Origin of the sequence: Xanthomonas vasicola (genome assembly GCF_000772705.2) — a bacterium.
Taxonomy (GTDB): Bacteria; Pseudomonadota; Gammaproteobacteria; order Xanthomonadales; family Xanthomonadaceae; genus Xanthomonas; species Xanthomonas vasicola.
This window is the reverse complement of the sequence record NZ_JSBW02000067.1, coordinates 1-26969: the sequence shown is the minus strand read 5'-3', so window position 1 is coordinate 26969 and position 26969 is coordinate 1. Positions and strand designations below refer to the sequence as shown.

At 64.8% G+C, this 26969-nt stretch carries 22 protein-coding genes, 1 tRNA gene, 1 other RNA gene and 1 pseudogene; 13 read left to right on the top strand and 12 right to left on the bottom strand.

All coding sequences use genetic code 11. The annotated features are described in order from the left end of the window. Nucleotides 1-5: 5 nt before the first annotated feature. The 6 genes from NX05_RS17685 to NX05_RS17660 form a co-directional block, all read right to left on the bottom strand. A complete protein-coding gene (locus NX05_RS17685; protein ID WP_039431940.1) occupies nt 6-2498 on the bottom strand; it encodes a DNA topoisomerase I in 2493 nt (830 codons plus the stop codon). Nucleotides 2499-2680: 182 nt separating this feature from the next. Beyond that, the gene (locus NX05_RS17680; RefSeq protein WP_039431938.1) at nt 2681-3961 is read right to left on the bottom strand and encodes an RDD family protein; all 1281 of its coding nucleotides are present in this window, start codon (nt 3959-3961) and stop codon (nt 2681-2683) included. Between the two features lie 41 nt (nt 3962-4002). Further along, nucleotides 4003-4725: a pilin gene (locus NX05_RS17675; protein ID WP_039431937.1), complete on the bottom strand. Its 723-nt coding sequence runs from the start codon at nt 4723-4725 to the stop codon at nt 4003-4005. Between the two features lie 40 nt (nt 4726-4765). Then, nucleotides 4766-5239 (bottom strand): DUF494 family protein, encoded by a 474-nt coding sequence (locus NX05_RS17670; protein WP_010370057.1) that lies wholly within the window; start codon nt 5237-5239, stop codon nt 4766-4768. Nucleotides 5240-5281: 42 nt separating this feature from the next. After that, nucleotides 5282-6427 (bottom strand): DNA-processing protein DprA, encoded by a 1146-nt coding sequence (dprA, locus tag NX05_RS17665; RefSeq protein WP_039431935.1) that lies wholly within the window; start codon nt 6425-6427, stop codon nt 5282-5284. A gap of 71 nt (nt 6428-6498) precedes the next feature. Next, complete coding sequence (locus NX05_RS17660; protein ID WP_039431934.1) at nt 6499-7635, bottom strand: LysM peptidoglycan-binding domain-containing protein; 1137 nt, start codon at nt 7633-7635, stop codon at nt 6499-6501. Nucleotides 7636-7766: 131 nt separating this feature from the next. Here NX05_RS17660 and def point away from each other — a divergent pair, with 131 nt between their 5' ends. The 5 genes from def (at nt 7767) to NX05_RS17635 (ending at nt 14247) form a co-directional block, all read left to right on the top strand. Then, the gene (gene def / locus NX05_RS17655) at nt 7767-8279 is read left to right on the top strand and encodes a peptide deformylase (protein ID WP_010370045.1); all 513 of its coding nucleotides are present in this window, start codon (nt 7767-7769) and stop codon (nt 8277-8279) included. A gap of 382 nt (nt 8280-8661) precedes the next feature. Beyond that, on the top strand, nt 8662-9585 hold the full coding sequence (fmt, locus tag NX05_RS17650) for a methionyl-tRNA formyltransferase (RefSeq protein WP_039431930.1): 924 nt from the start codon (nt 8662-8664) through the stop codon (nt 9583-9585). Continuing rightward, nucleotides 9585-10895, top strand: a complete 1311-nt coding sequence (gene rsmB / locus NX05_RS17645) for a 16S rRNA (cytosine(967)-C(5))-methyltransferase RsmB (RefSeq protein WP_039431928.1) — start codon at nt 9585-9587, stop codon at nt 10893-10895. The genes fmt and rsmB overlap by 1 nt, the downstream gene beginning before the upstream one ends. A gap of 50 nt (nt 10896-10945) precedes the next feature. Then, nucleotides 10946-12667, top strand: coding sequence for an ArnT family glycosyltransferase (locus NX05_RS17640; RefSeq protein WP_039431926.1), 1722 nt, complete (start codon nt 10946-10948; stop codon nt 12665-12667). A 302-nt stretch (nt 12668-12969) separates the two neighbouring features. Continuing rightward, complete coding sequence (locus tag NX05_RS17635) at nt 12970-14247, top strand: O-antigen ligase family protein (RefSeq protein ID WP_010376841.1); 1278 nt, start codon at nt 12970-12972, stop codon at nt 14245-14247. Nucleotides 14248-14444: 197 nt separating this feature from the next. On the opposite strand, the gene NX05_RS17630 is transcribed toward NX05_RS17635, so the two are convergent. Then, nucleotides 14445-15269, bottom strand: coding sequence for a glycosyltransferase family 2 protein (locus NX05_RS17630; RefSeq protein WP_039431924.1), 825 nt, complete (start codon nt 15267-15269; stop codon nt 14445-14447). Between NX05_RS17630 and NX05_RS17625 the strand changes: the two genes are divergently transcribed. Both NX05_RS17625 and NX05_RS23070 read left to right on the top strand, forming a co-directional pair. After that, nucleotides 15270-16328 carry a CDP-glycerol glycerophosphotransferase family protein gene (locus tag NX05_RS17625; RefSeq protein ID WP_017117662.1) on the top strand — a complete coding sequence of 353 codons (1059 nt, stop codon included), beginning with the start codon at nt 15270-15272 and terminating at the stop codon, nt 16326-16328. It abuts the gene before it with no gap. A gap of 60 nt (nt 16329-16388) precedes the next feature. Continuing rightward, nucleotides 16389-16463: non-coding RNA, sX9 sRNA (locus NX05_RS23070), on the top strand. A gap of 166 nt (nt 16464-16629) precedes the next feature. On the opposite strand, the gene NX05_RS17620 is transcribed toward NX05_RS23070, so the two are convergent. The 3 genes from NX05_RS17620 to ribA all read right to left on the bottom strand — a co-directional run bounded on the left by NX05_RS17620 (nt 16630) and on the right by ribA (nt 19880). Continuing rightward, entirely contained in the window at nt 16630-18135 is a 1506-nt protein-coding gene (locus tag NX05_RS17620) for a PH domain-containing protein (protein ID WP_039431919.1), read from the bottom strand. Next, entirely contained in the window at nt 18132-18608 is a 477-nt protein-coding gene (locus NX05_RS17615) for a PH domain-containing protein (protein WP_026112606.1), read from the bottom strand. The genes NX05_RS17620 and NX05_RS17615 overlap by 4 nt, the downstream gene beginning before the upstream one ends. Before the next feature lie 138 nt (nt 18609-18746). Further along, nucleotides 18747-19880, bottom strand: coding sequence for a GTP cyclohydrolase II RibA (gene ribA / locus NX05_RS17610; protein ID WP_039431917.1), 1134 nt, complete (start codon nt 19878-19880; stop codon nt 18747-18749). Nucleotides 19881-20124: 244 nt separating this feature from the next. On the opposite strand from ribA, the gene NX05_RS17605 reads away from it, so the two are divergent. Further along, nucleotides 20125-20646, top strand: a complete 522-nt coding sequence (locus tag NX05_RS17605) for a GNAT family N-acetyltransferase (RefSeq protein ID WP_039431916.1) — start codon at nt 20125-20127, stop codon at nt 20644-20646. Nucleotides 20647-20955: 309 nt separating this feature from the next. On the opposite strand, the gene NX05_RS17600 is transcribed toward NX05_RS17605, so the two are convergent. Then, on the bottom strand, nt 20956-21972 hold the full coding sequence (locus tag NX05_RS17600) for a lauroyl acyltransferase (RefSeq protein ID WP_172645728.1): 1017 nt from the start codon (nt 21970-21972) through the stop codon (nt 20956-20958). On the opposite strand from NX05_RS17600, the gene dtd reads away from it, so the two are divergent. The 4 genes from dtd (at nt 21971) to NX05_RS17580 (ending at nt 25504) form a co-directional block, all read left to right on the top strand. Further along, nucleotides 21971-22411 carry a D-aminoacyl-tRNA deacylase gene (dtd, locus tag NX05_RS17595; protein WP_017115097.1) on the top strand — a complete coding sequence of 147 codons (441 nt, stop codon included), beginning with the start codon at nt 21971-21973 and terminating at the stop codon, nt 22409-22411. The genes NX05_RS17600 and dtd overlap by 2 nt on opposite strands. 108 nt (nt 22412-22519) lie before the next feature. Continuing rightward, nucleotides 22520-24394, top strand: coding sequence for an RNA polymerase sigma factor RpoD (gene rpoD / locus NX05_RS17590; protein ID WP_010376818.1), 1875 nt, complete (start codon nt 22520-22522; stop codon nt 24392-24394). Nucleotides 24395-24586: 192 nt separating this feature from the next. After that, nucleotides 24587-24907: a hypothetical protein gene (locus tag NX05_RS17585; RefSeq protein WP_039432092.1), complete on the top strand. Its 321-nt coding sequence runs from the start codon at nt 24587-24589 to the stop codon at nt 24905-24907. Nucleotides 24908-25428: 521 nt separating this feature from the next. Further along, nucleotides 25429-25504: transfer RNA gene (locus NX05_RS17580), tRNA-Ile, on the top strand. Between the two features lie 55 nt (nt 25505-25559). On the opposite strand, the gene NX05_RS17575 is transcribed toward NX05_RS17580, so the two are convergent. After that, nucleotides 25560-26159, bottom strand: a complete 600-nt coding sequence (locus NX05_RS17575; protein WP_227480058.1) for a site-specific integrase — start codon at nt 26157-26159, stop codon at nt 25560-25562. A 116-nt stretch (nt 26160-26275) separates the two neighbouring features. Between NX05_RS17575 and NX05_RS23065 the strand changes: the two are divergent. After that, a pseudogene (locus NX05_RS23065) lies at nt 26276-26969 on the top strand (IS3 family transposase); the annotation flags it as partial.

Here is a 26969-nt window from a genome sequence, read left to right as displayed (position 1 = left end):
GTCTCTCAGTTTGCCGCCTTGCTCACGGTCTTCTTGACCACGCGCTTGGTGGCTTTCTTTGCAGCGGCCTTCTTGGCCGGCGCTTTCTTTGCAGTGTTCTTGCTGGCCGCCGTCTTGGTCGCGGTCTTCTTGACGGCAGGCTGCTTCGGCGAGGAGTCCTTGACCGTATTTTTCTTAAGCGTGGCCTTCTTCGCGCCAAAACCCTTGCGCACTGGCTTGCCGGTATCGGCCAGCAGCTGCTGCACTTCTTCGAACGTCAACGACGCCGGCTCGCGATCCTTGGGGATCTTGCCATTGAGCTTGCCGTCGCTGATGTACGGGCCGAAGCGGCCATTGAGCACTTGGATGTCGCTGCCTTCGAAGTTCTTGATCACACGGTTGCGCGCGATTTCTTCCTTCTCTTCGATCAGAAACACTGCACGCGCCAGGTCGATGGTGTACGGATCGTCTTCTTTCTTCAGTGACGCATACACGCTGCCACGGCGCGCAAACGGGCCGAAGCGGCCGATACCGACGCTGACATCCTGGTCTTTGTCCTGGCCCAGTGCGCGCGGCATCTTGAACAGTTCCAGCGCGTCTTCGATGGAGATCGAATAGATGCTCTGGCCCGGACGGAGCGACGCGAACGTGGGCTTGTCCTCGTCTTCCACGGTGCCGATCTGCACCATCGGGCCGAAGCGGCCGATGCGCGCACTGACTTCCTTGCCGCTGACCGGGTCGGTGCCAAGCACGCGCACGCTGCCGGCATCGGTCTTGTCCAACGAGTCTTTCTTGTCTTCGACCAATTCCTTGAACGGGCCCCAGAACTTCTCCATCAACGGAATCCACTCGGCTTCGCCACGCGACACCGCATCCAGATCGTCTTCCAGATTGGCGGTGAAGTCGTAATCGACGTAGCGGGTGAAATGCCCGGACAGGAACTTGGACACTGCACGGCCGACGTCAGTGGGGCGGAAGCTGCGGCCTTCCATCTCGACGTACTTGCGGAACTGCAGGGTCTGAATGATCGAGGCGTAGGTAGACGGACGGCCGATGCCGTATTCCTCCAGCGCCTTGACCAGCGCCGCTTCGGTGAAGCGCGGCGGCGGCTGGGTGAAGTGTTGGTCGGTGACGATGCGGTCCAGCGGAATGTTGTCGCCGGCCTTCATCAGCGGCAACTTGCGGCCTTCGTCCTCGTCCTCGCTGCTCTTGGTGTCCTTGCCTTCTTCATAGACGGCCAGGAAGCCCGGAACCACCACGGTAGTGCCGCTGGCGCGAAACACATGCTCGCTGCCGGCCGACAGGTCCACGCTGACGGTGTTGAGCGTGGCTGGAATCATCTGGCAGGCCACCGCGCGGCGCCAGATCAATTCGTACAGGCGGCGCTCGTCGTCGGACAAAAAGCGCGCGACCTGTGCCGGCGTACGCAGCGCCGAGGTCGGGCGCACCGCTTCATGGGCTTCCTGCGCGTTCTTGGATTTGGTGGTGTAGGCGTTGGGCTGGTCGGGCAGCGAGGCGGTGCCAAAGTCGCGCGCGATCACGTCGCGGATTTCCGACAGCGCGTCCTGCGACAGGTTCACCGAGTCGGTACGCATATAACTTATCAAGCCGACCGAGCCTTCGTCGCCGAGTGCCACGCCTTCGTACAACTTCTGCGCCACCTGCATGGTTTTGCGGGTGGTGAAGCCGAGCTTGCGCGAGGCTTCCTGCTGCAGCGTGGAGGTGGTGAACGGCGGGGCAGGGCGGCGCTTGCGCTCCTTGCTGGCCACGTCGGTCACATGCAGCACACCTTGCGCCGCTTGCTGGATGCGCAAACGTGCGGCCTCGGCAGTGTCACCGTCGGTGACGGTGAACTGCTCGAATTTCTGTCCGTCCAGCTTGATCAGGCGCGCGTTGAACGCCTGCGAGGGATGCCGGCAATGCGCATCGATGGACCAGTATTCGCGCGGGATGAAGGCTTCGATCTCTTCTTCGCGCTCGACGATCATACGCAGCGCCGGCGATTGCACGCGGCCAGCGGACAGGCCGCGCTGCACCTTGCGCCACAGCACCGGCGACAGATTGAAGCCGACCAGATAGTCCAGCGCGCGGCGCGCCTGCTGCGCATCCACCAGATCGGCGGCGATCGCGCGCGGCTTGAGCATGGCTTCCTTGATCGCGCGCGGGGTGATTTCGGTGAACACCACCCGCTGCATCGGCTTGTCCTTGAGCAGGCCGCGCTCCTTCAGGATCTCGGCGATGTGCCAGCTGATCGCCTCGCCCTCGCGGTCCGGGTCGGTCGCCAGAAAGATGTCGTCGGCACCCTTGGCGGCACGCGCGATGGCTTCGACGTGCTTCTCGTTCTTCTCGATCAGGTCGTAACGCATCGCAAAGCCTTTGTCCGGATCGACTGCGCCTTCCTTGGGGACCAGGTCGCGCACGTGCCCATACGAGGCCAGGACGGTGAAGTCCTTGCCGAGGTATTTATTAATCGTCTTGGCCTTGGCGGGCGATTCGACGATGAGCAGGTGCTTGGGCATGATGGCAACTTCTTGGGGCGGAGCCCGGGGGGCGGGTAGCGTGGCCTAATTGGCCGGTCGAGGGAAGCAGATCGGCCGTTTCCCACACGTTAACGCCCGGGAAGTGCTCCCGGGCGTTCAGTTCGCTTATTAGAAAGATCATGGCGGACGCCGCCGTGTCAAGCGGCCAGCGCCGTGAGCTGCTAGCTCTGGCTCATTCTGATCGCCGCCAGCATGAAGGCCACGACCACTACCGACAGCACCAGGATCACCGCATAAATGGCCAGAACCACGATGGAGACGGTATCCAGACCCCTGGATTGCCGTTCCGGATACTCGGTGAAGGCCCAACGGTCCACGACCAGGGTGTCGCAGACCTTGTCGTGCGGCGCCTGCTTGCGCTCGGTCATGCCGGCCATGAAGGCCGCCACGATCGCGCCGATGCCCAGGGTGAGCACGCTGATCAGCATATAGGCCAGATAGCGCAATACATTGCGCCAGAACCCGACCCGGCCGCCGTTGCTGTCGGCGCGCACCAGCTTGATGCCGCAGGCGAGCTTGCCCAGGCTGGCCTGATGCCGGCTGGATTGCATCCAGGCGAAATACAGCGTCGGGATCGCCAGGCCGATGCCGTAGGACATCACCACGATGGCGATGCCGAGTGCACTTCCATCGTCCAGCGCCGAACCCGAATCGCCACGCGTGGTTATCAGCGCTACCACGAACACCAGCGGGATCACGATCAGGTACACCGCAAAGGTGGTGATCAGGCTATCCAGAATGCTGGCGGCCACGCGCCGCCACAGGCCGGCGTAGACCACCGGCGCGTCCTGCAGCGCGACGCTTGCCGCGGGCGCGGCGAAGGCCGGAGCGTCCCAGGCGCTTGGAAGTGGCGTGGTCGCAGCTGCCGGGGTGTAACCCGGTGGCGATGTCGCGTCCGCGGTCTTGGCCAGGCTTGGACCTGACGTCAGCGGCGTGGTCGCCGTGTCTGCTGGTGCGGTGGACCACGCCGACGCATCCGATGTTGGAGCCTGTTTGTGTGGCGGGTGTAGCGGGGAGTCGACGGCTGGGTGGTGGTTGGCGCGGTCAGTCGCGGCGGCATCGCTGGCACTGGCAGTGACGATGCCACCGCCAGCTGCTGCCGGCTGCCACGGCGATGTCTCAGGCACATGGTCATGTAACGGTGAGGTCGCAGCTCGCGGCGCCGTGGCTGAGGCGCTGCCGCCGGGGTACGCAGCCGGCAGCGGCGCATCGATCAGCGCATCCGCAGGCGTTGACCTGGCGGACCCCGGAGCCGCAGACGCAGCACTGTCCAGGCCCAGTTCGGCCCCCACTTCGTGCAGCGCAACCCATTGCGCCAGACCTTCCCGCCAGACCAGGCTGGAACGGTCGATGATGCCCTGCGTCAGGCGTGCGCGAAGCGTGTCCGTGTCCACCGGCCCCTGGCGCTGCCGCTGTGCGTCGGCGTAATACCATTGCGTCATGTTGTCCCCTAAACGTGTAGCGATCGGCATGCAGCAGGCGGTCAGCCGCGGCAGTTCGGTGGAAGTTGGCTGTCGTCGATTTCGGAACTGCAATGCCAGCTGCCGGCATCTGCGTCCAGCTCCAGCCACAGCGCCCTGCCGTCGATTTTGGCCGACTTGGGCGCATGGATGACGGCCTCGATACCGCATTCGCTGCCCTCGAAGCGGCCGATGCGCACGCTGCTCAAGCGCTCGCTCGCGTACTGCTCGGGCGGCTTGAAGCCAGCGTCGCCATTGACCGGGCAGCGGCCTTCTCGCGCGAGAAATTCGGCGATCTGCGGCTTTAATGCTGCCAACTCGCCGACCGCTTGGGTAACCTTGGCCCGGCCCAGATAATCGTTGTACGCCGGAAACGCGATCGCGGCGAGGATGCCGATGACGCCCACCAGCACAAAAAACCCGACCACTGCGCCGAGCACCGCAACCAGCGGCCAGCCAGGGCAGTTGCTGCGCGGCTGTGCTGGAATTGCGGAAGAATGCGTACGCGGAGGCTGTACCGCAGCAGGCGGCAACGACGGCGGAACCGCGGCCGCACACACGTCAGTGGGAACGGGTGGGCCAAGCGTGTCGGCACAGGCAGACAGTGGCAACCAGTGGTCCAGCCCTTCGCGCCAGACCAACGTATCCAGGGTGATCACGCGATCGCGATAGAGGCCCACCAAGGTGTCGTCGGCCACCGGACCGTGCCGATGGCGGTGACCATCGGCGTAATACCAACTGCGCATCCCCGTCCCCTTGCACGCACATCCGTGGCTACTTCAACGCTCAGTGTACGGGTTCAGGTTCGTCCAGGAACATCTGGGTTTCCATCCAGGCATAGGCAGCTTCGGCGCCGGGCTGGTTGAACAACACCATCAGCACCACCCACTTGAGGTCGTCCAGATCCAGTTCGTCCTGGTCCAGCGCCATGGCGCGGTCGAGCACCAACTCGCGCTGATCGGCGTCCAGAATGCGGTGTTGCTCAAGGAACATCAGAAACCCACGGCAGTCCAGATCAAGCTTGTCCAGCTCCGGCCCGTGATAGATACGCACCGGTCCATCGACATGCGGGCGCGCAACGCTGGGCCGCTGCTCGGAGAGCGCGTCCAGCCAATCGAAGGCTTTGCTGATTTCTGCGGGACTGAAACCGGCCTGGATCAGGCCGTTCTGAAGCGAGTCACGGTCACGGACCAGGTCCGCGTCTTCGCTGAAATAATGTTCAAACAGGTACAGCAGTACATCGAGAATGCTCTCTTTCATTGCCCTCGGCCTGCGTCGCGCGACGCTGTGGAGGTGAAGAAACTAAGGATTGCGGGTATAGCGACCGTGCTCGGTGACCACGTCTCCCTCCAGTTCCATGATGAGCAGCATGGAGGACAGCGCGGCGGCCGTCAATCCGGTGCGCTGCACCAATGAATCCATAGAGGTTGGGTCGTGGCCCAGCGCTTGCCACAAGCGCTGGTAGTCGGGATCGGAGCGGGCAAGACCGGCGCCAGCGCCGGTCTTTGTCTTCCTGGGCAACTCAGTGGGGGCGGCCAGGCGCTCGCGCAAGGCGCTGGCCAATTCGCCCGACAGCTGGCCCAGTCCCTGGATGACCTGAGCCGGCTCTTGCGCCAAGGTGGCGCCCTGCCGAATCAGGTGATGGCAGCCACGTGCGAGCGGATTGTGCAAGGAGCCGGGCAAGGCGAACACCTCGCGCCCGGCCTCGGCCGCCAGCCGGGCGGTAATTAGTGCGCCCGAGCGCATGGCCGCTTCGACCACCAGCGTCCCCAATGCCAGCCCGGCGATGATGCGGTTGCGGGCCGGAAAATGCGCTGCGACCGGGGCGGTGCCCGGAAGGTACTCACTGACCACCGCGCCGCGTTCGGTAATGCGATCGCGCAAACCCTGGTGCCGTTCGGGATAGGCCACATCGGTGCCGGTGCCGACCACCGCCACGGTGATGCCCTCGTGCTGGGCCAGGGCGGCTTCGTGCGCGCTCGCATCCACACCTGCGGCCATGCCACTGATGATGCTCAGCCCTGCGCTTGCCAGGCTGGAGGCGAATGCACGGGTATGGTCGCGCCCGCCAGCGGTGGCCGAGCGGCTGCCGACCACCGCTACGCCCGGGTGCCAGAGCGCATTGGGGTCGCCGTCCACGAACAAGGCCATTGGCGGGTTGGCGATATGGCGCAGCAAGGCAGGGTAATCCGGGTCGTGCCAGCCGATCAGGTGGTGCCCCGGTTGCTCGCACCAGCGCAGCGCTGTGTCCAGCGCACGCGGGTCAGGCGTGCGCAGTAGCGCAGATTGCAGCTCGTCGCAGCCGGCGGAGCGCCACGCAGCAGGCCCGGCTGCCAGCATCTCGGACGCCGATCCGTACGAGGCCAGCAATTTTCGGCGCGGTGGGCTGCGGCCACCTGCCAGCAGCAGGATCAGGAATGCGCGCACGTCGGAAGCAGTCAGGGCCATGCATCCAGGCTAGGCAGTAAACGACGACGGCGCCCTCGGGCGCCGTCGCGTTGATGCATCGGAACTTTCGCCTACTGCGCGTCAGGATGCTTGACGAAATAGCCCAGGCCTGTCGGCTTGACGCTTTCCATCACCAACGCATAGCTGACCTTGTCAAAGGTGCGGAACACCATCGCATGCGAGGCGTACTCGTCGGGCAGGCCGACGGTGGAACCGGAAGGGCCGCTGAAGTCGTCGTCTGTCCGCGAGAAGCGCGAATGCTTGACGCGATCGCTGACGGTGCGACCCTTGCGCCAGATCGAGAACACCGTGCCGTTGTTGATACCTTCGCGGGCGCCGCCGGAGATGGCGATCACATCGCGGGTGCCGCTGACAGTGGAGGCATCGGAGATGGCCAGCACGCGTAGTTCGGTCTGCAGCGCCTGTTCCGACGGCGGATGCGGGATGAACTGCAGGTCGTACGGCTGCGCTTCGACCGCGACGATACGATCGCCGGCCCGCACTTCGCGGCCGCTGTCCTGCAACAGCAGCGTCGCTGCCTTGGAGTTGCCGCCCGCTGCGCTGCGGGTGATGGTGCCAATGTTGACCTGCGCCATCTCATAGCCGAGGAACTCACGGCGCGTGCTCGGCGCGATGAAGCTCTTCCAGATGTTGCCCGAGCCGGCGGTGATGTTACCGGCCGCGTCCAAGTCTTCGTTGTGCTTGGGCAGGCTGAACTTCACGGTCGGACGCACGACAGCAAAGCGCTGGCCCGGCTGTGCGTTTTCCAGACCGACCACATAGGCGACCTGGCCGGTGGTGGCGCGTGAACGCCCGCCTTCCAGACCCACCACGTAAGGCAGTTCGTCGAAGTGGTCGACCACCCGCAGGTTCTTCAGGAACGGCTCGACGTCGGCCAATGGAATGGCATTGATCGGCGCTTCCTGGCGTGGGCCGGGCTGGATCGTGCCTTTGCCGACGCGGTCCAGATAGGCCAGGCTGATCACGTCACCCGGATAGATCAGGTGCGGATTCTGGATTTGCGGATTGGCTTGCCAGATTTCCGGCCACAGCCATGGTTTTTGCAGGAAACGCCCAGCGATGTCCCACAAGGTATCGCCCTTGCGGACCACATAGGTGTCTGGATGCTCGCCCACCGCTTGCGCGGCAGCGTAGGTCGCGACGGTCAACATCGCCGCAGCGACGACCGTACGAAGTCGGATTAACATGAGTACCTTCTTGCCTGATTCCCCAACAGGTCTGCGCACTATAGTCCAGAAACAGGGGCGCCACGCAAGCATTGCGCTAGAATGACACCGTCTTGCCGGCGCCGCGCCGGTGTTCCCAGACGGGTAACCCCATGGCTTTGCTACCAATTCTCGAGTTTCCCGACCCGCGGCTGCGTACCAAGGCCGTGCCGGTTGATGCTGCCGAGCTCACCAGCCCGGCGTTCCAGACGCTGCTGGATGACATGTTCCAGACCATGTACGAGGCGCCTGGCATCGGCCTGGCTGCCAGTCAGGTGGACGTGCACAAGCGTTTCATGGTGATCGACGTCAGCGACGAGAAGAATCTGCCGCAGGTGTTCGTCAACCCGGAAATCGTGAGCAAGCAGGGCGAGCAGCTGTATCAGGAAGGCTGCCTGTCCGTGCCCGGCATCTATGCCGATGTCAGCCGCGCCGATGCGATCACGGTGCGCTATCTCGACCGCCAGGGTCAGCCACAGGAACTGCACACCGATGGCCTGCTGGCCGTCTGCATCCAGCACGAGATGGATCACCTGGATGGCAAGCTGTTCGTGGATTATCTCTCGCCGCTCAAGCGCGAAATGGTGCGCAAGAAGCTGGCCAAACAGCGTAAGCATGTGGCTTGAGGGCGGGATTGGGGAGTCGGGATTGGCAAAAGCGGGTTTTTGCAGTGTTTTGAATCTGCTGGTGTCGAACCCTCGAATGCGAAGTCTGCTGCGATCTGGCTCATGGGCTTTGCCCGCGCATCGCGATACCGGCCAGTCTGCAGACGGATGGTCTTGAAGCTCGGGATTCGGGATTGGATAAGGCATTGCCGTCGCAGGCATCGAATTGCCGGCCGCGATTCCCGCCTTGCGCTCGATGGCGACGGGCAACGCCGGTTCTGGCGCCAAGTTTCCAAATCCCCCCACAAATCTGCTCCTACCTCTTAGCTCCACGCCATTCTCGCCCCCGGGCAGCACACCTGCCGTTGCGACTCCCCACTCCCGAATGCCGAATTCCAGCCCTATGAGAATCATCTTTGCCGGTACGCCGGATTTCGCTGTCTCTTCGTTGCGCGCTGCCGCGCAGCGGCATGAGGTGGTGGCGGTGTATACCCAGCCGGATCGGCCCGCCGGGCGCGGCCGCGGGTTGACGCCTTCGCCGGTCAAGATCGAGGCAATTGCGCGCGGCATTCCGGTGTTCCAGCCGCAGACGCTGCGTTCGCCCGAAGCGCTGGCCACGCTGCGTTCGCTCAATGCAGACTTGATGGTGGTGGTGGCCTACGGATTGATCCTGCCCAAGGCGGTGCTGGCTGCGCCGACCCACGGCTGCTGGAACGTGCATGCCTCGCTGCTGCCGCGCTGGCGCGGCGCGGCGCCGATCCAGCGCGCGATCGAGGCTGGCGATACCGAAACCGGTGTCTGCCTGATGCAGATGGAAGCCGGTTTGGATACCGGCCCGGTGCTGCTGTCGCAGCGCATCGAGATCGGCGAGCAGGAAACCGGCGGTCAGCTGCACGACCGTCTGGCCGCGCTGGGTGCGCAGGTGTTGTCCGACGGCCTGGGCCTGTTGCGCGCCGGCATCCGCCCGGTGGCGCAATCGCAGCCGGCCGAAGGCGTGACCTACGCGCACAAACTGGACAAGGCGCAGGCGCGGTTGGATTGGGCGCAGCCGGCGCAGGAACTGGCGCGGCGCGTGCGCGCATTCAACCCGTGGCCGGTGGCCGAGGCGATCCTGGCTGGTGAACGCGTGCGCCTGCATGGCGCAGTGGCGTTGGAGCTGGCGCATCAGCAGCCGCCCGGCACCCTGCTGGCGGCCAGCAAGCAGGGCATCGATATCGCCTGCGGCGAAGGTGCACTGCGGGTGCGCGTGCTCCAGCGCGAAGGTGGCAAGGCGATCACCGCCGCCGATTACCTCAACGCGCGGCGCGACCTGCCGGCGCTGCGCTGATGTCGGCCGACACCGCAACCGCTGGCGTTGCCTCGCGCCTGGCAGCCGCACGCGTGCTGACAGCGGTGTTCGATCAGGGCCGCTCGCTGAAAACCGAGCTGGCCGCGACGCTGCCCGGGATCGGTGATCCGCGCGACCGCGCACTGGTGGAGGCGATCTGCTTTGCGGTCATCCGCTGCCGCCCGGCGTATGACGTCGCGCTGCGGCAATGGCTGGAGCGCCCGTTGCCGCCCCGCGATGCCGAACTCAAGGCGCTGCTGATGGTCGGCTTCGCCCAGCTCGATGTGCTGCAACTGCCCGCGCACGCCGCGTTGTCGGCCACCGTGGATGCATGCCGCGCGCTGGGGCGGCCGCGTCAGGCCGGCATGGTCAATGCGATTTTGCGGCGCGCCCAGCGCGAAGGATTTCCGGCGGTATCGGATGATGCCGGCTGGCCGTCGTGGCTGCGCAAGCAGTTGCGCGCCGACTGGAGCGATCGTGCCGAAGGGATTTTTACCGCGAGTGCGCAGATGGCACCGATGTGGCTGCGCGTGCAGCGTTCGCGCATCGACCCGGCTGCCTATGTCGCACGACTTGTCGAATTGGGCATTCGTGCACACACCGATGCGGTGTTGCCGGATGCGGTGCGCTTGCACAGCGCAGTGCCGGTGAGCCAGTTGCCAGGCTTTGCCGAAGGCGATGTTTCGGTGCAAGACGGCTCTGCGCAGCAGGTGGCCGATGCGCTGACGTTGGCGCCGTCGGCACGCGTGCTCGATGCTTGCGCCGCACCAGGCGGCAAGGCGGCGCATCTGCTGGAGCGTTATCCCGGGTTGCAGCTTACTGCGCTGGATGTGGACGCGCGCCGCCTGGAGCGCGTGCAGCAGACCTTGCAGCGTACCGTGCCAAACGCCCGGGTCGCCTTGCATGCGGCCGATGCTGCAGACACGGATGCGTGGTGGGATGGCCAGCCGTTCGATGCGGTGCTGCTGGACGCGCCGTGTTCGGCCACCGGCGTGGTGCGCCGTCAACCGGATGTGCTGTTGCACCGGCGTGCCGACGATATCGATGCGTTGTGTGCGCTGCAGGCGCGGCTGCTGGATGCGACTTGGCGCACGCTGCGCCAAGGTGGGCAGTTGCTGTACACCACCTGCTCGCTGTTGGCGCGCGAGAACCAGACCCAGGTCGAGGCATTCCTGCAACGCACCGCCGACGCACAGGCGCAGCCCTTGGGTGCGCAGTTCGGGCATGCGGCCGGCCCCGGACGTCAGCGGTTTCCAGGCGAGCAGCACTGCGACGGATTCTTCTACGCGCTTTTGCTAAAAGCCCCCTGATCGCGCGCTGAGCTCAGCGCTCCACCCTCTGCGTCCGACTGCGGCCCAACATGCTCAAGAACCGCGCTTCCACCGATGTCTGGTTGCTGGCCATCACCGCCGTGCTGGTGATCGGCGCGGGCTTGGGCTTGCGTGACCCGTGGCCGGCGGACGAGCCGCGCTTTGCGCTGGTCGCCAAGCAGATGGTGGTGAGCGGCGACTGGTTGTTCCCGCATCGCGGCAACGAGCTGTATTCGGACAAGCCGCCGATGCTGATGTGGCTGCAGGCGTTGTTCTACACGCTGCTGGGCAACTGGCGGGTGGCGTTTTTGCTGCCCTCGTTGCTCGCCGCGTTGGGCACGCTGGCCTGCGTCTACGATCTGGGCCGGCGGCTGTGGACACGCCGCGTCGGGGTTTATGCGGCCTGGATGCTGCTGTTTACGCTGCACTTCACCTTTCAGGCCAAGAAAGCGCAGATCGATCCGCTGGTGGTGTTCTGGATCACCCTGGCCAATTACGGCTTGCTGCGCCATCTGCTGATGGGTCCGGCCTGGCGCTGGTGGACGCTGGGCTGGTTCGCCGCCGGCTTGGGCGTGATCACCAAGGGCGTGGGCATCATCGCGCTGCTGATGCTGATCCCGGCCGGGATTGCCGCAGCGCGTGGCTGGCCGGGCGTGCGCGTGCATGTGCGCGACCGGCGCTTTTGGTTGGGGCCGCTGTTCTTCTTCGTGGCGATCCTGCTGTGGTTCGTGCCGATGATGGTGACCGCGCTCACCGCCGGCCAGCCCGAATACCGCGTGTATCTCAACGACATCCTGCTGCGCCAGACCGCCAAGCGCTACGCCAGCTCCTGGGATCATGCGCAGCCGGTCTGGTACCACCTGCAAAGCATGGCCACGATGTGGTTGCCGACCATCCTGCTGCTGCCGTGGGCGATTCCAGCGTGGAGGCGCCGGCTCAAGCGGCGCGATCCGCGCTATTTGCTGCCGCTGGCCTGGTGGCTGCTGGTGCTGGTGTTCTTCACCATTCCCAGCGGCAAGCGCGATGTGTACATCCTGCCGGCGCTGCCGATGTTCTGCCTGGCGCTGGCGCCGTTGGTGCCAGGCCTGCTGCGCCGGGCTGGTGTGCAGCGGCTGCTGTTCGGGTTCGGGTTGCTGCTGGCGCTGGTGTTCAGTGCGGGTGGCGCGGCGATGCTGATCGGGCACCCGGGTTTTGAGCAGAAGATCATGGACAGCCGCGGGGTCGGCAGCGAAGCCACCGACCCTCTCGGCTGGCTGCTGCTCGCGGTAGGCACCTGGGGCATCGCCAGCCTGCTGCTGATGCGCGTGCGTCGCTCCGCGTTTGCGGTGGTCTCGCTGCTGGGCGCGTGGTGGGTGGCGTTCGGCCTGGTCTGCTACCCCATCTTCAACGATTCCAGTTCGGCCGGAGCGGTGATGCGCGAGGCCGGGCGCCGCATCGGCCCGGATGCGCAACTCGGGCTGGTGGCGTGGAAGGAGCAGAACCTGCTGATGGCCGATCGCCCGGCGCAGACCTTCGGCTTCAAGGTGCCATGGGAAACCCAATTGCAGCGCGGCGTGGCCTGGCAGGCAGAACAACCCGGCCAGCGCTGGCTGATGGCGCAAGAGACCGCATTGCTGGCCTGCGTGGATCGCAGCCGCAGCCAGTTGGTGGGCGTGGCTAACCGCCGGCGCTGGTGGCTGGTGCCGGCCGATGCGGTGCGCGGCGACTGCGTGGCCAGCTCCAGCGAGCGTGCGGTGGAAGCGAAAGAGCAGGGCAACCTGGACACCGAATGAGCCAGCGGACCCCACAGGCACGCGCACGTGCCAGGCGCCAGCGGCGCGGTGACCATGCAGCGGTCAGTGGCTGTCTAGCAGGGATTCATGCGCCGCATCGTTAGCTTGGCCGGCGTTGCCGATGCCCGGCCCTGCGTTGCCTCCCTTTTCCCACCGATCTTTAGATGAATACTTCGCACACCTAGCCCGCATCTCTTTCGCCGTCTGCCCCGATCACATCGCGGGCAGGCGTGCGTATTGCCGAGCTGGGAGTGTTCGCATGCCCGGCCCTGCGTTGCCTCCCTTTTCCCACCGATCTTTAGATGAATTCTTCGCACACCCAGCCCGCATCTCTTTCGCCGTCTGCCCCGATCACATCGCGGGCAGGCGTGCGTATTGCCGAGCTGGGCGTGTTCGCATTGACCGCGCTGGTTGTCAGCATGCCGAGCGGGCTGCTGCCGTTTGGCCTGTGCCTGTTGCTTGGTTCGCTGGTGGGCTGGCGCAGCCTGCGTCAGGGCATTGCTGCGCGCGAGTGGTCGTTGCGCGTGGCGGGCTGGCTGACGGTGGCGGTGATTGCAATGTCGCTGCTGTCGATCGCCTTGTTCGAACACGGGCTGCGCGATGTGGGCAACCGATCACGCTTCCTGGTGCTGCCATGGGCGGCGCTGTGGGCGTATGCATTGCAGCCGCGCCAAGTCTGGCTATGGCGCGGTGCCCTGGCTGGTGTGTTCGCGGCGATGTTGATTGCGCTGCTGCAGGTGATGAACGGTGCCGACCGCGCCGAAGGCTTCACCAACGCCATTGTGTTTGCCGACATCGCGCTGATGTTGCTCGTGGTGGCGGTGTTCTGCCGCCCGGACGGCAATGTGCGTTGGCTGGTGAGCGCGGCGGTGGCCACCGTGGTGGTGGTCGTGCTCAGCGGCAGCCGTGGGGTGTTGTTGTCACTGCTGGCGACGCTGGGCGTGCTGATCTGGGGTGCACCCTGGCATAGCGCGCGTGCGCGCTTGCTGACCTTCATCGGCGGCGCGGTGCTGGCGGTGGGCGTTGCGCTCAGCGTGCCGGCCCTGACCGACCAGATGCGCCTGGGCGAATTGCAGAGCGACCTGCAACGTTACGAAGTGGGCGACACCGATTCGTCGGCCGGTGCCCGCATCGAACGCCTGCATGTGGCTTGGGATACCGTAAAGGCGCATCCGTTGACGGGTGTGGGCGTTGGTCGTTTCGACGATGCGATGCACGACCTGCCGGCCTGTGCCGCCAACCCGGCGTTGTTTCGTTGCCAGTTGGGACATGCGCACAACGATTTGGCCGAATGGGCAGCTACCCAGGGCGTGCCCGGCCTGTTGCTGCTGCTTGCCGTCTATGGTGTGCCGCTGTGGATCTTCGTGCGGCTGCATCGGCGCAGTGGGCAGAAGCAGTTCCGTGGCCCGGCTGCGGCCGGGGTCATGCTCGTGATCAGTTATGCGTTGTGCGGGCTGACTCAATCGATGTTTGCGCACCAAGTGGCGGCGAGCTTTTACACGGCCATGGTCGGCGTGTTGGTGGGGCTGGCAGCGCGTCAGGCGCAGCAGGCCGAGTCAGGTGTGACGAGCACCCGGTAGCGACGGGTGATCCACCGGCTGCATGTGGCGCACTTGCCCGCAGCGTGCGCATTGAGTGGCCGATCAAATACCTGCGCAGAAGCAGAATGTGCAGCCGTTGCTGGAATCGGCGCGTGTCACTTGGACATGTCGGCTTCTAGCAGCGTTCGCGCCATGTGTAGTTGCTTTACGGCTGCTTTCGACGTTTTTATCCGAACTTACTCGCTGCGATGATCCGGCGGGCGCGGTGGATCCTGCACCGGCTGGTTGTGCTGCAGCAACCACAGCATGATGGTCTTCTGACGCACGTAGTTGGCGCGCACGTAGGCGTAGATCAGCCCGTGCCAGCCATCGCGAAAACCGCCGCGCAACAGATAGCCGCGCCAGAAGCGCCAGGCCGGTGCCAGCACCAGCTTGCTCCAGGTGGCGCGTTTGCCGCGTGCGTGTTCGTGTTCGGCCATCATCTGCGCGTAGCGCTGGGTTTTGGCGAGTTGCTGCATCAGCGATCGGTACGGGTAATGGATCAGATCGCCCGCCAGCGTCGCCACCGCGCCATCCACGCTGGCCGCTTCGTGGATCTCGCGCTTGCCGCGCCAGCCACCACGGCGACGATCGAACAAGCGCAGCACTCGGTCCGGATACGCGTTGCCGTGGCGCAGGAAGCGGCCGAAGTAGTCGGACAAGCGTGCGAAGCGGTAGCCGGCCGCCGTGACGAACCCAGCATCGCGTGTAGCGATGATCGAGGCGCGCAAGTCATCGCTGACGCGTTCGTCGGCGTCCAGACACAACACCCAGTCGTGGCTGGCCTGTGCCACGCAGAACGCTTTCTGGCTGCGGTAGCCATCGAAAGCGCGTTGCAGCACGCGCGCGCCGTGTGCGCTGGCGATGGCAGCGGTGGCATCGGTGGAGCCGGAGTCCACCACCACGATCTCGTCGCAGAACGCCAGCGAGGTCAAACAGTCGCGTAGGCGATCGGCCTCGTTGAACGCGATAATGCAGGCCGAAATGCGAGGCCGTTCGTCGGGTGCGGTCGAAGAGGACATGTGATGGCCGATTACCTGCTGTTCGCAACGGAGCGTTACGCGTTGCCTATTCTGGCGCCATTGGCGCAGGCATTACAGGCCTCCGGGCACGCGGTGTCGGCTTGGTTCGAAGGTGGCGCGCGCGGGCTGGCGCTGCCGGGCGTGCGCGAGGTCGGCCTGCGCGAGGCGCTGGCCTTGCGTCCGCGCGCGGTATTCAGCGCGGCCAACTGGGTGCCGCCGTTCGTGTCGGGCGCCAAAGTGCAGCTGTTCCACGGCTTCAATGTGCAAAAGCGCGAGGACAATCGCGGTCATTTCCGCGTGCGCGGTTTGTTCGATCTGTATTGCACGCAAGGTCCGGCCACCACCGCGCCGTTCCGCGCACTGGCGCAGCGCGAAGGGCATTTTGCGGTGGTGGAAACCGGCTGGCCCAAGCTCGATCCGGTGTTTCGCGACGATGGTGGCCGCAGCGCCGGCTTGCGCGCTCGAGCCGCTGGCCGCCCGGTGATCCTGTTCGGTTCCACCTTTACCGAGCGGCTGAGCGCGGCGCCTGCGCTCTATGAGGAGATTGCCGCCGATATCGCGCGCGGCGCGCATTACTGGCTGCTGACCTTGCACCCGAAGTGCGCGCCGGAGTTGTTCGATCGCTATCGCGCGCTGGCGGGAGCCAACGCACGCTTCATCGAGCCCGAAGACGTCATGGCGGCGCAGCGCGCGGCCGACGTGTTGGTCTCGGATACCTCATCGATCGTGTCCGAGTTCGTGGTGCAGCACAAACCGGTGGTGACCTTTCGCAATCGCGTGCCGCAGCCGCACATGCTCGACTTCCAACAGGCCCAGCAGTTGCCGCAACAGCTGACGCGCGCGCTGGCCCCGGATGCGGCATTGCGCAGTGCACTTGCCAGCTACGCCGATGCGATCCACCCGTATCGCGACGGGCATTCCTCCGAGCGGGTGATTGCCGCCACCGAGGATTTCATTGTCGGCAAGCTCGGCGAACTGCGGCGCAAACCGCTGGGCGCGGTGTGGCGCGGGCTGCAGATCCGTCGTGAGTTGGGCTACTGGGGGCCGGCGCAACGCTGAGCGCAGCTACCCAACCGACTGCGCGGCCGCCAGGCGAGTGCGGCCCGTCCTCAGTGCGGCACATACCACGCGTACACTGCGGTTGCTCCGCGCCGTCGCATCCGCCTGACGATCGCTGGCTACGTGTTGAGAGCCGCTCCAAGCTTCATCAGCCGTAACCAGCGCGGCGATGGTTGCCGGCAACGCATTGCCGCAGCTGATCGCCGTCATTGATCAGGTCACCGACCCGAGTGCCAATGTCAATCAGCACAACTGCTGATGGCCGGTGCTGATCAGCGCCATGACTGATCGCTGTTGCTGATCACCAGCGCAACTTGCGCCGCGCCAACGCGGCACCGAGTTGCGCCTGCAACGCCTGCGCTTGGGCAAACGGCACAAACCGCAGCCGCAGCGCCGGACCGGTTGCACTCGCGCCGGCTGTATCCAGCCACAGCGTGGCAGTGCCGGACAGCCGGTCCAGCGGCGAGCGTTGCAGTTGCAGCGCCTGCAGCTTGTCCAGCTCGGCCAGTCGCCACCAGCGCTTCCACCAGCCACCGCGCACCGCAACGTAACGCGCATCCATCGCATACGCCATGCGTTGCACCTGGCGCTGCGCTTTGAAGGCGCTCCACGGCAGCCATGCCAGCAACCATAAGGCCTGGCTGCCGAACTGCCATGCCAGGCCTCCCACCAGCGGCAGCAGCACGAGCGCCGTGGGCAGACTCAATCGCCACCAGCAATGCGTGGCGATCGACTGCCACTGCGCCGGCGGCCATGCGATACCGGGCAGCAGGCGCTGCAGCAAGGCATCGCAGTGCTGCGGGTCGGCAATGGGTGCGAGTTCCTTCAGTGCGCTGCCTTCGTTATCGCCTCTGCCGGCCACGGCGGTGTCCACCCGCAACTGGCGGCGTCCGAACAAACGATGCAGCAGGCCTTCGTACAGCGTCCACGACTGGATCCGCCGCAAGGCCACGCTGCTGCGGATCCGCGTCAGCAGCCCGCGCTCCACGGTGAGGCGGCGCTCGGATTCGCTTAGATGAAAGCCGTGGTACTGCGTCACCGCCAGGGCCACCGACAGCGCGCGCATCGCCGCAAGCACGGCAAGCGTGGCGATCAGCACCAGCGTTGCCGTGACCGCGACGCCGGGATGCGTCTGGCTGACGTAGCGGTACGCCAGCTCGCCGTTGTGCTCGACGAAGTTGGACACCGTGCGGCGCGGAATCATCAGGTAAATCACGCCGAAGCTGGCCGCCGCCACCACCATGCCGCGATTGGAGATCAGCCCCAGCCGGATCACTTCGTTCATCGACAGGCGCAGCAGACTGCCGCTGTCTTCGTCGATGTGCGCTGCCTGGACATCTGCGTCCGTCACGCGGCGACGGATCAGATCTTCCAGCGCCAGAGCCTGATCCAGCCGCAGCACGCGCATTTCCGCTTCCGGCTTGTGCCCGCCAGCCGATTCCAGGCGGACCTCGGCCACGCCGGCCAGGCGGTGCAGCAGCGATTGATGCACCACCACGTTATGGATGCGCGCAAACGGAATATCACGCCGGCTGCGTTCCAGCAGACCACTTCGAATCGCCACGCCATCGCTGCCGATCCGGTAGCGGTAGGTGAAGTAACGCAGCACCGAAATCGCCACCAGCACCGCGATCACCACGCCAGTGGCGATCTGGTCGGCAAAATCGCTACTGCCGTCGCGGCTGCCAAACAGCACCAGTGCGGCGAGCGGAATCAGGAACTGACGGATCTGCTGAAGCAACACGAACACCCACGACAACGGATGCAGGCGCTGCTCGTCGTTGCCGGGATGTTCGATGGCGCTCATAGCGCGTCGTCGTCGTGATCGAGCTGTCGCGCCAGGCGATCACGCAGGCGTTCGGCATCGTCCTGATCCAGCCCCGACAGCGCCACGGCATTGAGCCGGCTGCCGGCGGTATGCACCACCAGCGTGGTCAGGCGGGTCGCGCGTTCGATCGGCCCGCGACGCAGATCCACGTGCTGCACGCGCGAGATCGGAACGCGCGTATCGCTTTGCCACAGATGGCCGCGCTGTAGCGCCAAGCCATACTGATCGAGTTTCCAATGCGTTAGCCGATGCCGTTTGACAGCAAACCAGGCACCCAGCAGGGCGATGGCCACGGTTACGCCCAGCACCGCCGGCCACTGATGCCAAGCGTGCAGCCAGACAACCGTCACGCCGCCTGCGATCAGGCCCGCACATCCGCCGCCGAGCGCACCGTTGACCGCCGCCACATACGCACCGCGGCGCGGCAGCGACTGCCACTGGCTGTGGTTCACGGCTGGCGCTTCTGGCGAAGCAGGCGCGACGATGACGTCGGGGTGCGGCGGTGGAGCGTCGTGCACGAGGCGAGCCTGCAGAAGCGGTTCGCAAGCATAGCCGGCCGCCGAGTGCAGGCGCATCCGGCGCCGGGCGCGCTATTGCGCAGCCAGGATCAACGCATCCACATCCAGCGCATGGCCTGCGCGTGCAGCCTTGGTGCGTAGGTACTGCTCGTTTTCGGCGGTAATGTCGCCGGTGATCGCGATGCGATCTTCGACCGCAATGCCGGCTGCGCGCAGGCGCTCGGCCTTGGCCGGGTTATTGGTCAACAGCCGGATCCGGCCAATGCCCAGCCCGCGCAGCATCGCCACCGCACTGCCGTAGCGGCGCTCGTCTGGGCCGAAGCCCAGCTGCGCGTCGGCATCGATCGTGTCCAGGCCGGCATGCTGGTAGCCGTAGGCACGCATCTTCGCGGCGATGCCGGTGCCGCGGCCTTCCTGATCCAGGTACAGCAGCACGCCGCCACCGAGTTCTTTCAGCTTGGCCAGGCCGTGTCGCAGCTGGTCGCCGCAATCGCATTTGAGCGAGCCGAACAGGTCGCCGGTGAGGCACGACGAATGCACACGCACCGGCACGGCACTCGTGAGGTCTGGCTGGCCGACCACGATGGCTACCTGGTCGCGCTGCGCCACTCCGCCGCGGAACACCACAAATTCGCTCATGCCCAGGCCGCGTAGCGGCACCGGGGTGCGGGTCACCAACTCGTAACCGGCCGCTGCGGAGGTGGCGCAGCCGCGGCTCAAATCGTCCAGCGCCAGCGACTGGCAGCCCGCGAACGCAGCATGGTCGTGCACATCGCGCAGTTCTACCGCCAGCAGTGCCGGCAGCAGCAAGCCTAGCCGCGCGATCTCCGCGCCGCCGGCATCCAGCGCATCGCCGGCCGTCCATTGCGTGGGCACCGGGGTGTCGCGCAGGTAGGCCAGCGCGGCGAGCTGGTCGTAGCTGTGATCGACCAAGCCCACGCGCGCACCCTGCGGCGCGCTCAGGCCCAGCACCTGGGCGCGGGTGGGCGTCACGAACAGATAGTGGCGCCCCTGCGCGGCGCGGGCGAAGGCGGCGTACGACTGCGCGGTGCTGCTGTCCAATGCCAGCACCGCACGCGCCTGACCGTGCGCCGCCGTCAGCAGCACCGGGCGCCCGGCACGCAGCTCGGAAGCGGCGCGCTCACAGCGGATCGCCGCCGGATCGCCGAAGGCCTGTGCGCTGGGGGAGGGGACGGGGCTGCTCATGCACGACTCCAGATGGGGATTGCCACGGCCGCTTCAAGGCGGGCGCCGCCGCGGTCACTGCATGATCGCGTCTGTCCATTGTCGCGCGCCTGGCAACAGGCAGTCGCCACGACCGGGTAGAACGCTGCATCCAGCCGCTGCCGATTGAGTGGCGCGCCATGTGCCGATTGGTTGCCTGCGGCCCGCGTTGTTCAGCGCCTGGCAATGCTTTCTAATCGGGCGACCTCCATGTTCGTCGGGCACCATGCACATTGTCGATTGCAGCCAAGCGCGCCACGCCAGCGCCATTCTGGACATCTTCAACGAAGCCATCGCCAATTCCACTGCGCTGTACGACTACCGGCCACGGCCACCGGAGAGCATGGTCGGCTGGTTCGCCACCAAGCAGGCGGGCGGCTTTCCGGTGATTGGCGTGGAGGACGTTGACGGCACCCTGATGGGCTTTGCCAGCTACGGCACCTTCCGCGCCTGGCCGGCGTTCAAGTACAGCGTCGAGCACTCGATCTATGTGCACCGCGACCATCGCGGTAAAGGCCTGGGGCGCCTGCTGCTGCAAGCCTTGATCGCGGCGGCGCAAGCGCGCGGCGTGCATGTGCTGGTGGGCGGCATCGATGCCAACAATCAGGTCAGCATCGCCTTGCACGAACAGTTCGGCTTCACCCATGCCGGCACCGTGCGCGAAGCCGGTTTCAAGTTCGGGCGCTGGCTGGATCTGGCGTTTTATCAACGCATTTTGGCCACGCCTGCCGATCCGCACGACGACTGAGTGCGATGCGGGCACCGCGCGACACGGTTCGGTTGCGCTGCGCCAGTCGCACTGCGCTGGCCGGATGGTCCGCTGGCATGACGAACAGTGCGGTTGCGCGGTTGCGCGGTCGCACGGAGGTACTGAAGGGGTGGAACGCAAACGCACCAGGCGTGATTGGGGCGCGCTGCATCTTGCGTTGCCGGCATCCACGCCAGCAGCGACCAAGTGGTCGAGCCGCAACGTGAAACACCTGGCGGACCAAAGGACCAGCCTTGCGAGCCGCCGCCGCGCTCGCTTGACAGGTCGCGCTGCAGATGCCGCCCGTCGCTAATGCGGATGCCGCTCGGTCGCATACGGATTGGCCTCGCCGCTGCCCGGCGGGCGCAGGGTGTAGCGCTTGTAGGTCCACTGATATTGCGCCGGGTCGCGCCGGGCAATCTGTTCGATGCCGGCGTTGAGCGCGCTGGCCGCACGTGCCGGATCCGCATTGGCCACCGCGGGGTCGGCCGATTGCACATGCAGTGCGAACTGCAGATCGTCGCCGGCGCGCTCGCACCAGCCGTACAGCACGATCGCCCCGGTCCGCTCGGCCAGCCGGTTGACCAAGGTCATGGTCAAGGCCGGAATGCCGAAGAACGGTGCGAACACGCCATCGCCCATCTTCGGTTGCTGGTCGGGCAGGATGCCGACCGCGCCGCCGTCCTTGAGTACCTTGAACAACTGCCGCACCGCCGGCCCTTCGGCGCGTACCTGGCGCACGTTGTCGCCGCCGCGTGCCAACTGCAGGAAACCGTCCACCGCCTCGGACTCCGGCGGCCGGTAGACAATGGCGATGGGCCCGCGTTCGGACAGCCACTGGTTGAGCAGTTCCCAGTTGCCGAAGTGCGGCGCCGCCACGATGACCCCGCGCCCGGAGGCCAGCGCGGCGTCGTAGAGTTCCTGGCCGTTGCGTTGCAGGCGGGCCAGATTCTCCGCCGGCGGGCGGGTCCAGGTGCGCAGCACTTCCAGCGTCTGCCGCGCGGTCGATTGCAGGACCTGCGCATGCAAGCGCGCGCGCTGCCCGGCGCTCAGTTCCGGATACGCCAGCTCCAGATTGCGGCGCGCCACGCGTGACTCGCGTGCGTTGAGCTTGCCCCAGCTCCAGGCCAGCGTGTCGGCCACGCGCTTGAGCAACGGCCACGGCAAACGTCCCACGGTGGCGGCGGTGGCATACAACAGGCGAGCGCGAACATCAGGTGTCATCGGCGCAATTCTAAACAGCGCAGACCGCGAAGGCCCGCGCGTGACAGTGCCGGCAGCGCTGGGCATGCTGCGCGGCACAGTTTGCCGCCCGAGAATGCCCATGCTTGCACTGATCCAGCGCGTCATCCGCGCCAGCGTCACGGTCGATGACCAGATCGTCGGGCAGATCGGCCCCGGGCTGCTGGCGCTGGTCGGCGTGGAGCCCGGCGACACCGATGCGCAGATCCGGCGCCTGGCCGAGCGCCTGCTCAGCTACCGCGTCTTCGGCGACGACGCCGGCAAGATGAATCACTCACTCACCGATACCGGCGGCGGCCTGCTGCTGGTAAGCCAGTTCACCCTGGCCGCTGACACCAGTTCCGGAAATCGCCCAGGCTTCAGCACCGCGGCGCCGCCCGAAGAGGCTGAACGGGCGTTCAATCAATTAGTGGGCATTTGTCGCGAAAAACACCGCGGCGGGGTGGAAACGGGGCGCTTCGGTGCCCATATGGTTGTCGACCTGGTCAACGATGGCCCGGTGACTTTCCTTCTCAGACCCTAGATACAACACGTCCACCAGCGGTCCCGTCTTGAATCCGGCAGACCGGGCTTCACGCTGGTATAATGCTAGGTTCTCTTTCCAATCTCAAAGCCGGTGGCGCGAGCACTCATGGCCAACGAACGTCCTGCCCAGCAATCCGACATCAAGCTACTGATCAGCAAGGGCCTGGAACAGGGCTATCTGACCTATGCCGAAGTCAATGACCATCTGCCCGACGACCTCGTCGACCCGGAGCAGATCGAAGACATCATCAGCATGATCAACGGCATGGGCATCGATGTCCATGAAGTTGCACCCGATGCCGAAACCCTGTTGCTCAACGATGGCAACACCGGCAACCGCGAGGTTGACGACACCGCAGCCGAAGAAGCTGCCGCCGCGCTGACTGCGCTCGACACCGAAGGTGGCCGTACCACCGACCCGGTGCGCATGTATATGCGCGAAATGGGCACGGTCGAGCTGCTGACCCGCGAAGGCGAAATCGCCATCGCCAAGCGCATCGAAGAAGGCCTGAGCCAGGTCCAGGCAGCACTGGGCGTGTTCCCGCTGTCGACCGAAATGCTGCTCGCCGATTACGAAGCGCATAAGGAAGGCAAGAAGCGTCTGGCCGAGATCGTGGTGGGCTTCAACGACCTGATCGAAGAAGCCGACGCCGCTGCCGCCGCGCTGGCTGCCGCTGGCCCCGTCGCTGTCGACGAGGACGCGGTGGATGAAGACGACGACGAAGATGGCGATGACGACGCTGCCGAAGAAGAGGCCGGCCCGACCGGTCCGGACCCGGTGGAAGTCGCCACGCGCATGGAGAACCTGGCCAACGAATACGCCAAGTTCAAGAAGGTCTATGCCAAGAACGGCGCCGAGCACAAGCTGGTGGTCAAGGCGCGCGAAGACATGGCCGCCATTTTCACCACGCTCAAGTTGCCGCTGCCGCTGACCGACGCGCTGGTCACCCAGCTGCGTGGCGTGGTCAACGGCATCAAGGACCACGAGCGCAAGGTGCTGCACCTGGCCACCACCGTGGCCCGTATGCCGCGCAAGGATTTCATCCGCTCCTGGGAAGGCAATCAGACCAACCTGGAATGGGTGGAAGACGCACTCAAGCGCAAGCAGAAGTGGTCGTCGGCGCTGCGCGACGTCAAGGATCAGATCATCTCCGAGCAGCAGGGCTCGATGGAAATGGAGAAGTCCAGCTATCTGACGCTGGGCGAGATCAAAGAGATCAGCCGTGCGATGGCCTATGGCGAAGCCAAGGCGCGCAAGGCCAAGAAGGAAATGGTCGAAGCCAACCTGCGTCTGGTCATCTCGATTGCCAAGAAGTACACCAACCGCGGCCTGCAGTTCCTCGATCTGATCCAGGAAGGCAACATCGGCCTGATGAAGGCCGTGGACAAGTTCGAATATCGTCGCGGTTACAAGTTCTCGACATATGCAACGTGGTGGATCCGTCAGGCCATCACCCGTTCGATCGCCGATCAGGCGCGCACCATCCGTATTCCGGTGCACATGATCGAAACGATCAACAAGTTGAACCGCATTTCCCGCCAGATGCTTCAGCAGTTCGGCCGCGAGGCGACGCCGGAGGAACTGGCCAAGGAAATGGACATGCCCGAGGACAAGATCCGCAAGGTGATGAAAATCGCCAAGGAGCCGATCTCGATGGAAACCCCGATCGGCGACGACGAGGATTCGCATCTGGGCGACTTCATCGAGGACACCAATGTGGAGTCGCCGATCGACAACACCACCAACATCAATCTCTCCGAGACGGTGCGTGACGTGTTGGCCGGCCTCACCCCGCGCGAGGCGAAGGTGCTGCGGATGCGCTTCGGTATCGACATGAACACCGATCACACGCTGGAAGAGGTCGGTAAGCAGTTCGACGTCACCCGCGAGCGGATCCGTCAGATAGAGGCCAAGGCGTTGCGCAAGCTGCGTCACCCGAGCCGTTCGGAACAGCTGCGCTCGTTCCTGGATATCGACTGATGCCTCAGTCGTAACCGTGCAGTGATCACACAGCAGCCCCGCTCATGCGGGGCTGCTGCATTGTGGCGTGGGCAGTTGGCTATGCTTGCCCTATGGCGGCATGAGGCTTGGAAGACGCTGCGCGCTGTGAACGGCGCGCTGATGCGTTCACGCAGCGGCGACGAAGCCACACGGCCACGCAACATTAAACAGATGTTTCTGCAAACCTCACGTCGCGTTCTGACCGTGACTTCTAAGTTGGCGGACGAATGGAAACGGGATCGTCTTATGAGTAGGCAAAGCCGCTTCGAAACAACCACGTACCGCGAACACGAGGTCCGCGTACGCGTCGAGCAGGCTTCCCCGGATGCCAAGTGGACGCTGTGGGTGGATGTGTACGCGCTCGGCGGCAAGCGCCAACCGCGCATTGCCGGTAACGGGCCAGGTTATGGGACGTACCAGGAGGCGATCGCGCACGGGTTTCGTGCGGGCCGGCAGTTGATCGATGGGCAGTTTGAGACCGCCGATGCGTAATGGGCTGGGATTGGGAGTAGGGGGCGGGATTGGTGATTCGGGATCGGTAGGTTCTGCTGGTTGCTTCTAGGTACCGCCTTTCTAGGGCCACCCCGCGCTTTGTTGCGATCATCGCGTCCGCTGCTACAGCGTGCTGATTGTCACGCTGCGATTGACCGCCAACATTGTGTTCATTGCCATGCTTGCGCTAACGGTGACGCACATATGGCGCTGCGATCGACTGCTAACTAAACCAGCTTCGGCATCACCAAGCTCCACACCATGCGGTAATCTGCTCGGGTGCATCGGTCCGTCAAAGGCGTTTGTAGAGCGGCGGCGGGACGTAACTCTTAAATATGATTCTCAAAGCCCAGCCGCCGCTGGGCTTTTTCGTTGTGGTTACCGATACACGATCTTGCAGCTATAGACGCTTGAATCGTTGTAGGTACACGCCGCCCAGCAGACAGGGTGACGCGTAGACAGGTAAACTTTCGCGTCCGCTGCACGGCCCGACATGCTCGCCATCTCGCTGCCAGACACACGGGCCTATAGCTCAACGGTTAGAGCAGAGGACTCATAATCCTTTGGTTCCAGGTTCGAATCCTGGTGGGCCCACCATGAAATCAAAGGCTTAGCTCACGCCAGGCGCCTTGATTCGAGGCTGCCGGGAAAATTAGCGGCGCTTTGGCGGTTTTACCACCGGCAGTGCATGGTCATAGCGGCCTGTCATTGCTGCTGTCACATGCCCTGCAGCGTCTTGTTTGTCGCCCCGGTTACCCACTGTGTCGGTAATGCCGCGATGCTTGAGGCCGTGTAGCGAAAAGCGCTCCTGCTTCGAAATGATCCCGTCTGTCATTGCAAGTGTGATGAATCGCTGCCAGGCACTATCCAGCGATGACTTAGCCATCGGGTTACCTGACTGTTCAACCAGTAGGCGCCGATCCTCAGCCTTAATGGGCACTGCAAAATTTCGACCGTTTTTAGTCCAGATAGCGGTGCGTCGTGCTACGAGGAAATTCCACGCTTCGATCATTTCTGGATCCCACTCGGTGAGCGTGTCGCGTGACCCCTTGCGCCGTTGAGCATGGATGCCTGTTGGCTGCTTATGTGTGTCGTTGAGTGTGCACACCTCGATGCCGCGTAGGCGCGCGCTATACGCCAGCACCATGACTGGCGCGAGATAGCTTGGGCAGCTTCCCTTTGTATGCGGCGGAAGCGAGCCGCGTTCTCTAGCGAAGGCCAGCACCTTTTCGAAGGCGGTCGGCGTTGGCATCCGGTGTTTCTTTGCTTCGCGTGCTTGTCTCACGCCGATGGCTGGATTCGATCTGATACGCCCAGGCTTTTCTAGACATCTCAAGGCCATGGAAAATGGCTAATTCGGAGGTGTCCATGAGCAGCAAGCGGTATACGGATGAGTTCAAGATCGAAGCGGTCCGGCAAGTGACCGATCACAGGTTCAAGGTGGCAGAAGTTGCCGAGCGCCTGGGTGTCACCACGCACAGCCTGTACGCCTGGATGCGCAAGTTCGGCAAGCGCGGCGTCGTGCAGCGCGCCGAGGTGGACCAGAGCGCCGAGGTTCGGCGCCTGAAGGCCGAGTTGCGCCGAGTGACCGAGGAGCGCGACATCCTAAAAAAGGCCGCCGCGTACTTTGCCAAGGGGTAAAGGCAAAGTACGCCTTCATGCAGACCCATCGCGGGGAATTTAGGCTGTGCGCGATGTGCCGGGTGTTGCGGGTGAACCGGGCCGGTGACTACGCTTGGCTAAAGTCGCCCAAGAGTGAGCGCGCCAAGGAAGACGAACGCCTGCTGGGGTTAATCAAGCGCCAGTGGCTGGCCAGCGGCAGTGTCTATGGGCATCGCAAGATCACCAAGGATCTGCGCGATCTGGCGGAGCGCTGCAGTCGCCATCGGGTGCATCGGTTGATGCGTGCGGAAGGGTTACGTGCGCATGTGGGGACTATGGGCGCAAACCCCGCTTCCATTGCGGGACTGAGTACGTCGCCGCAGCCAACCTGCTTGATCGGCAGTTCGATGTCGCTGAGCCGAACACGGCCTGGGCGAGCGATTTCACCTTCATCCGCACG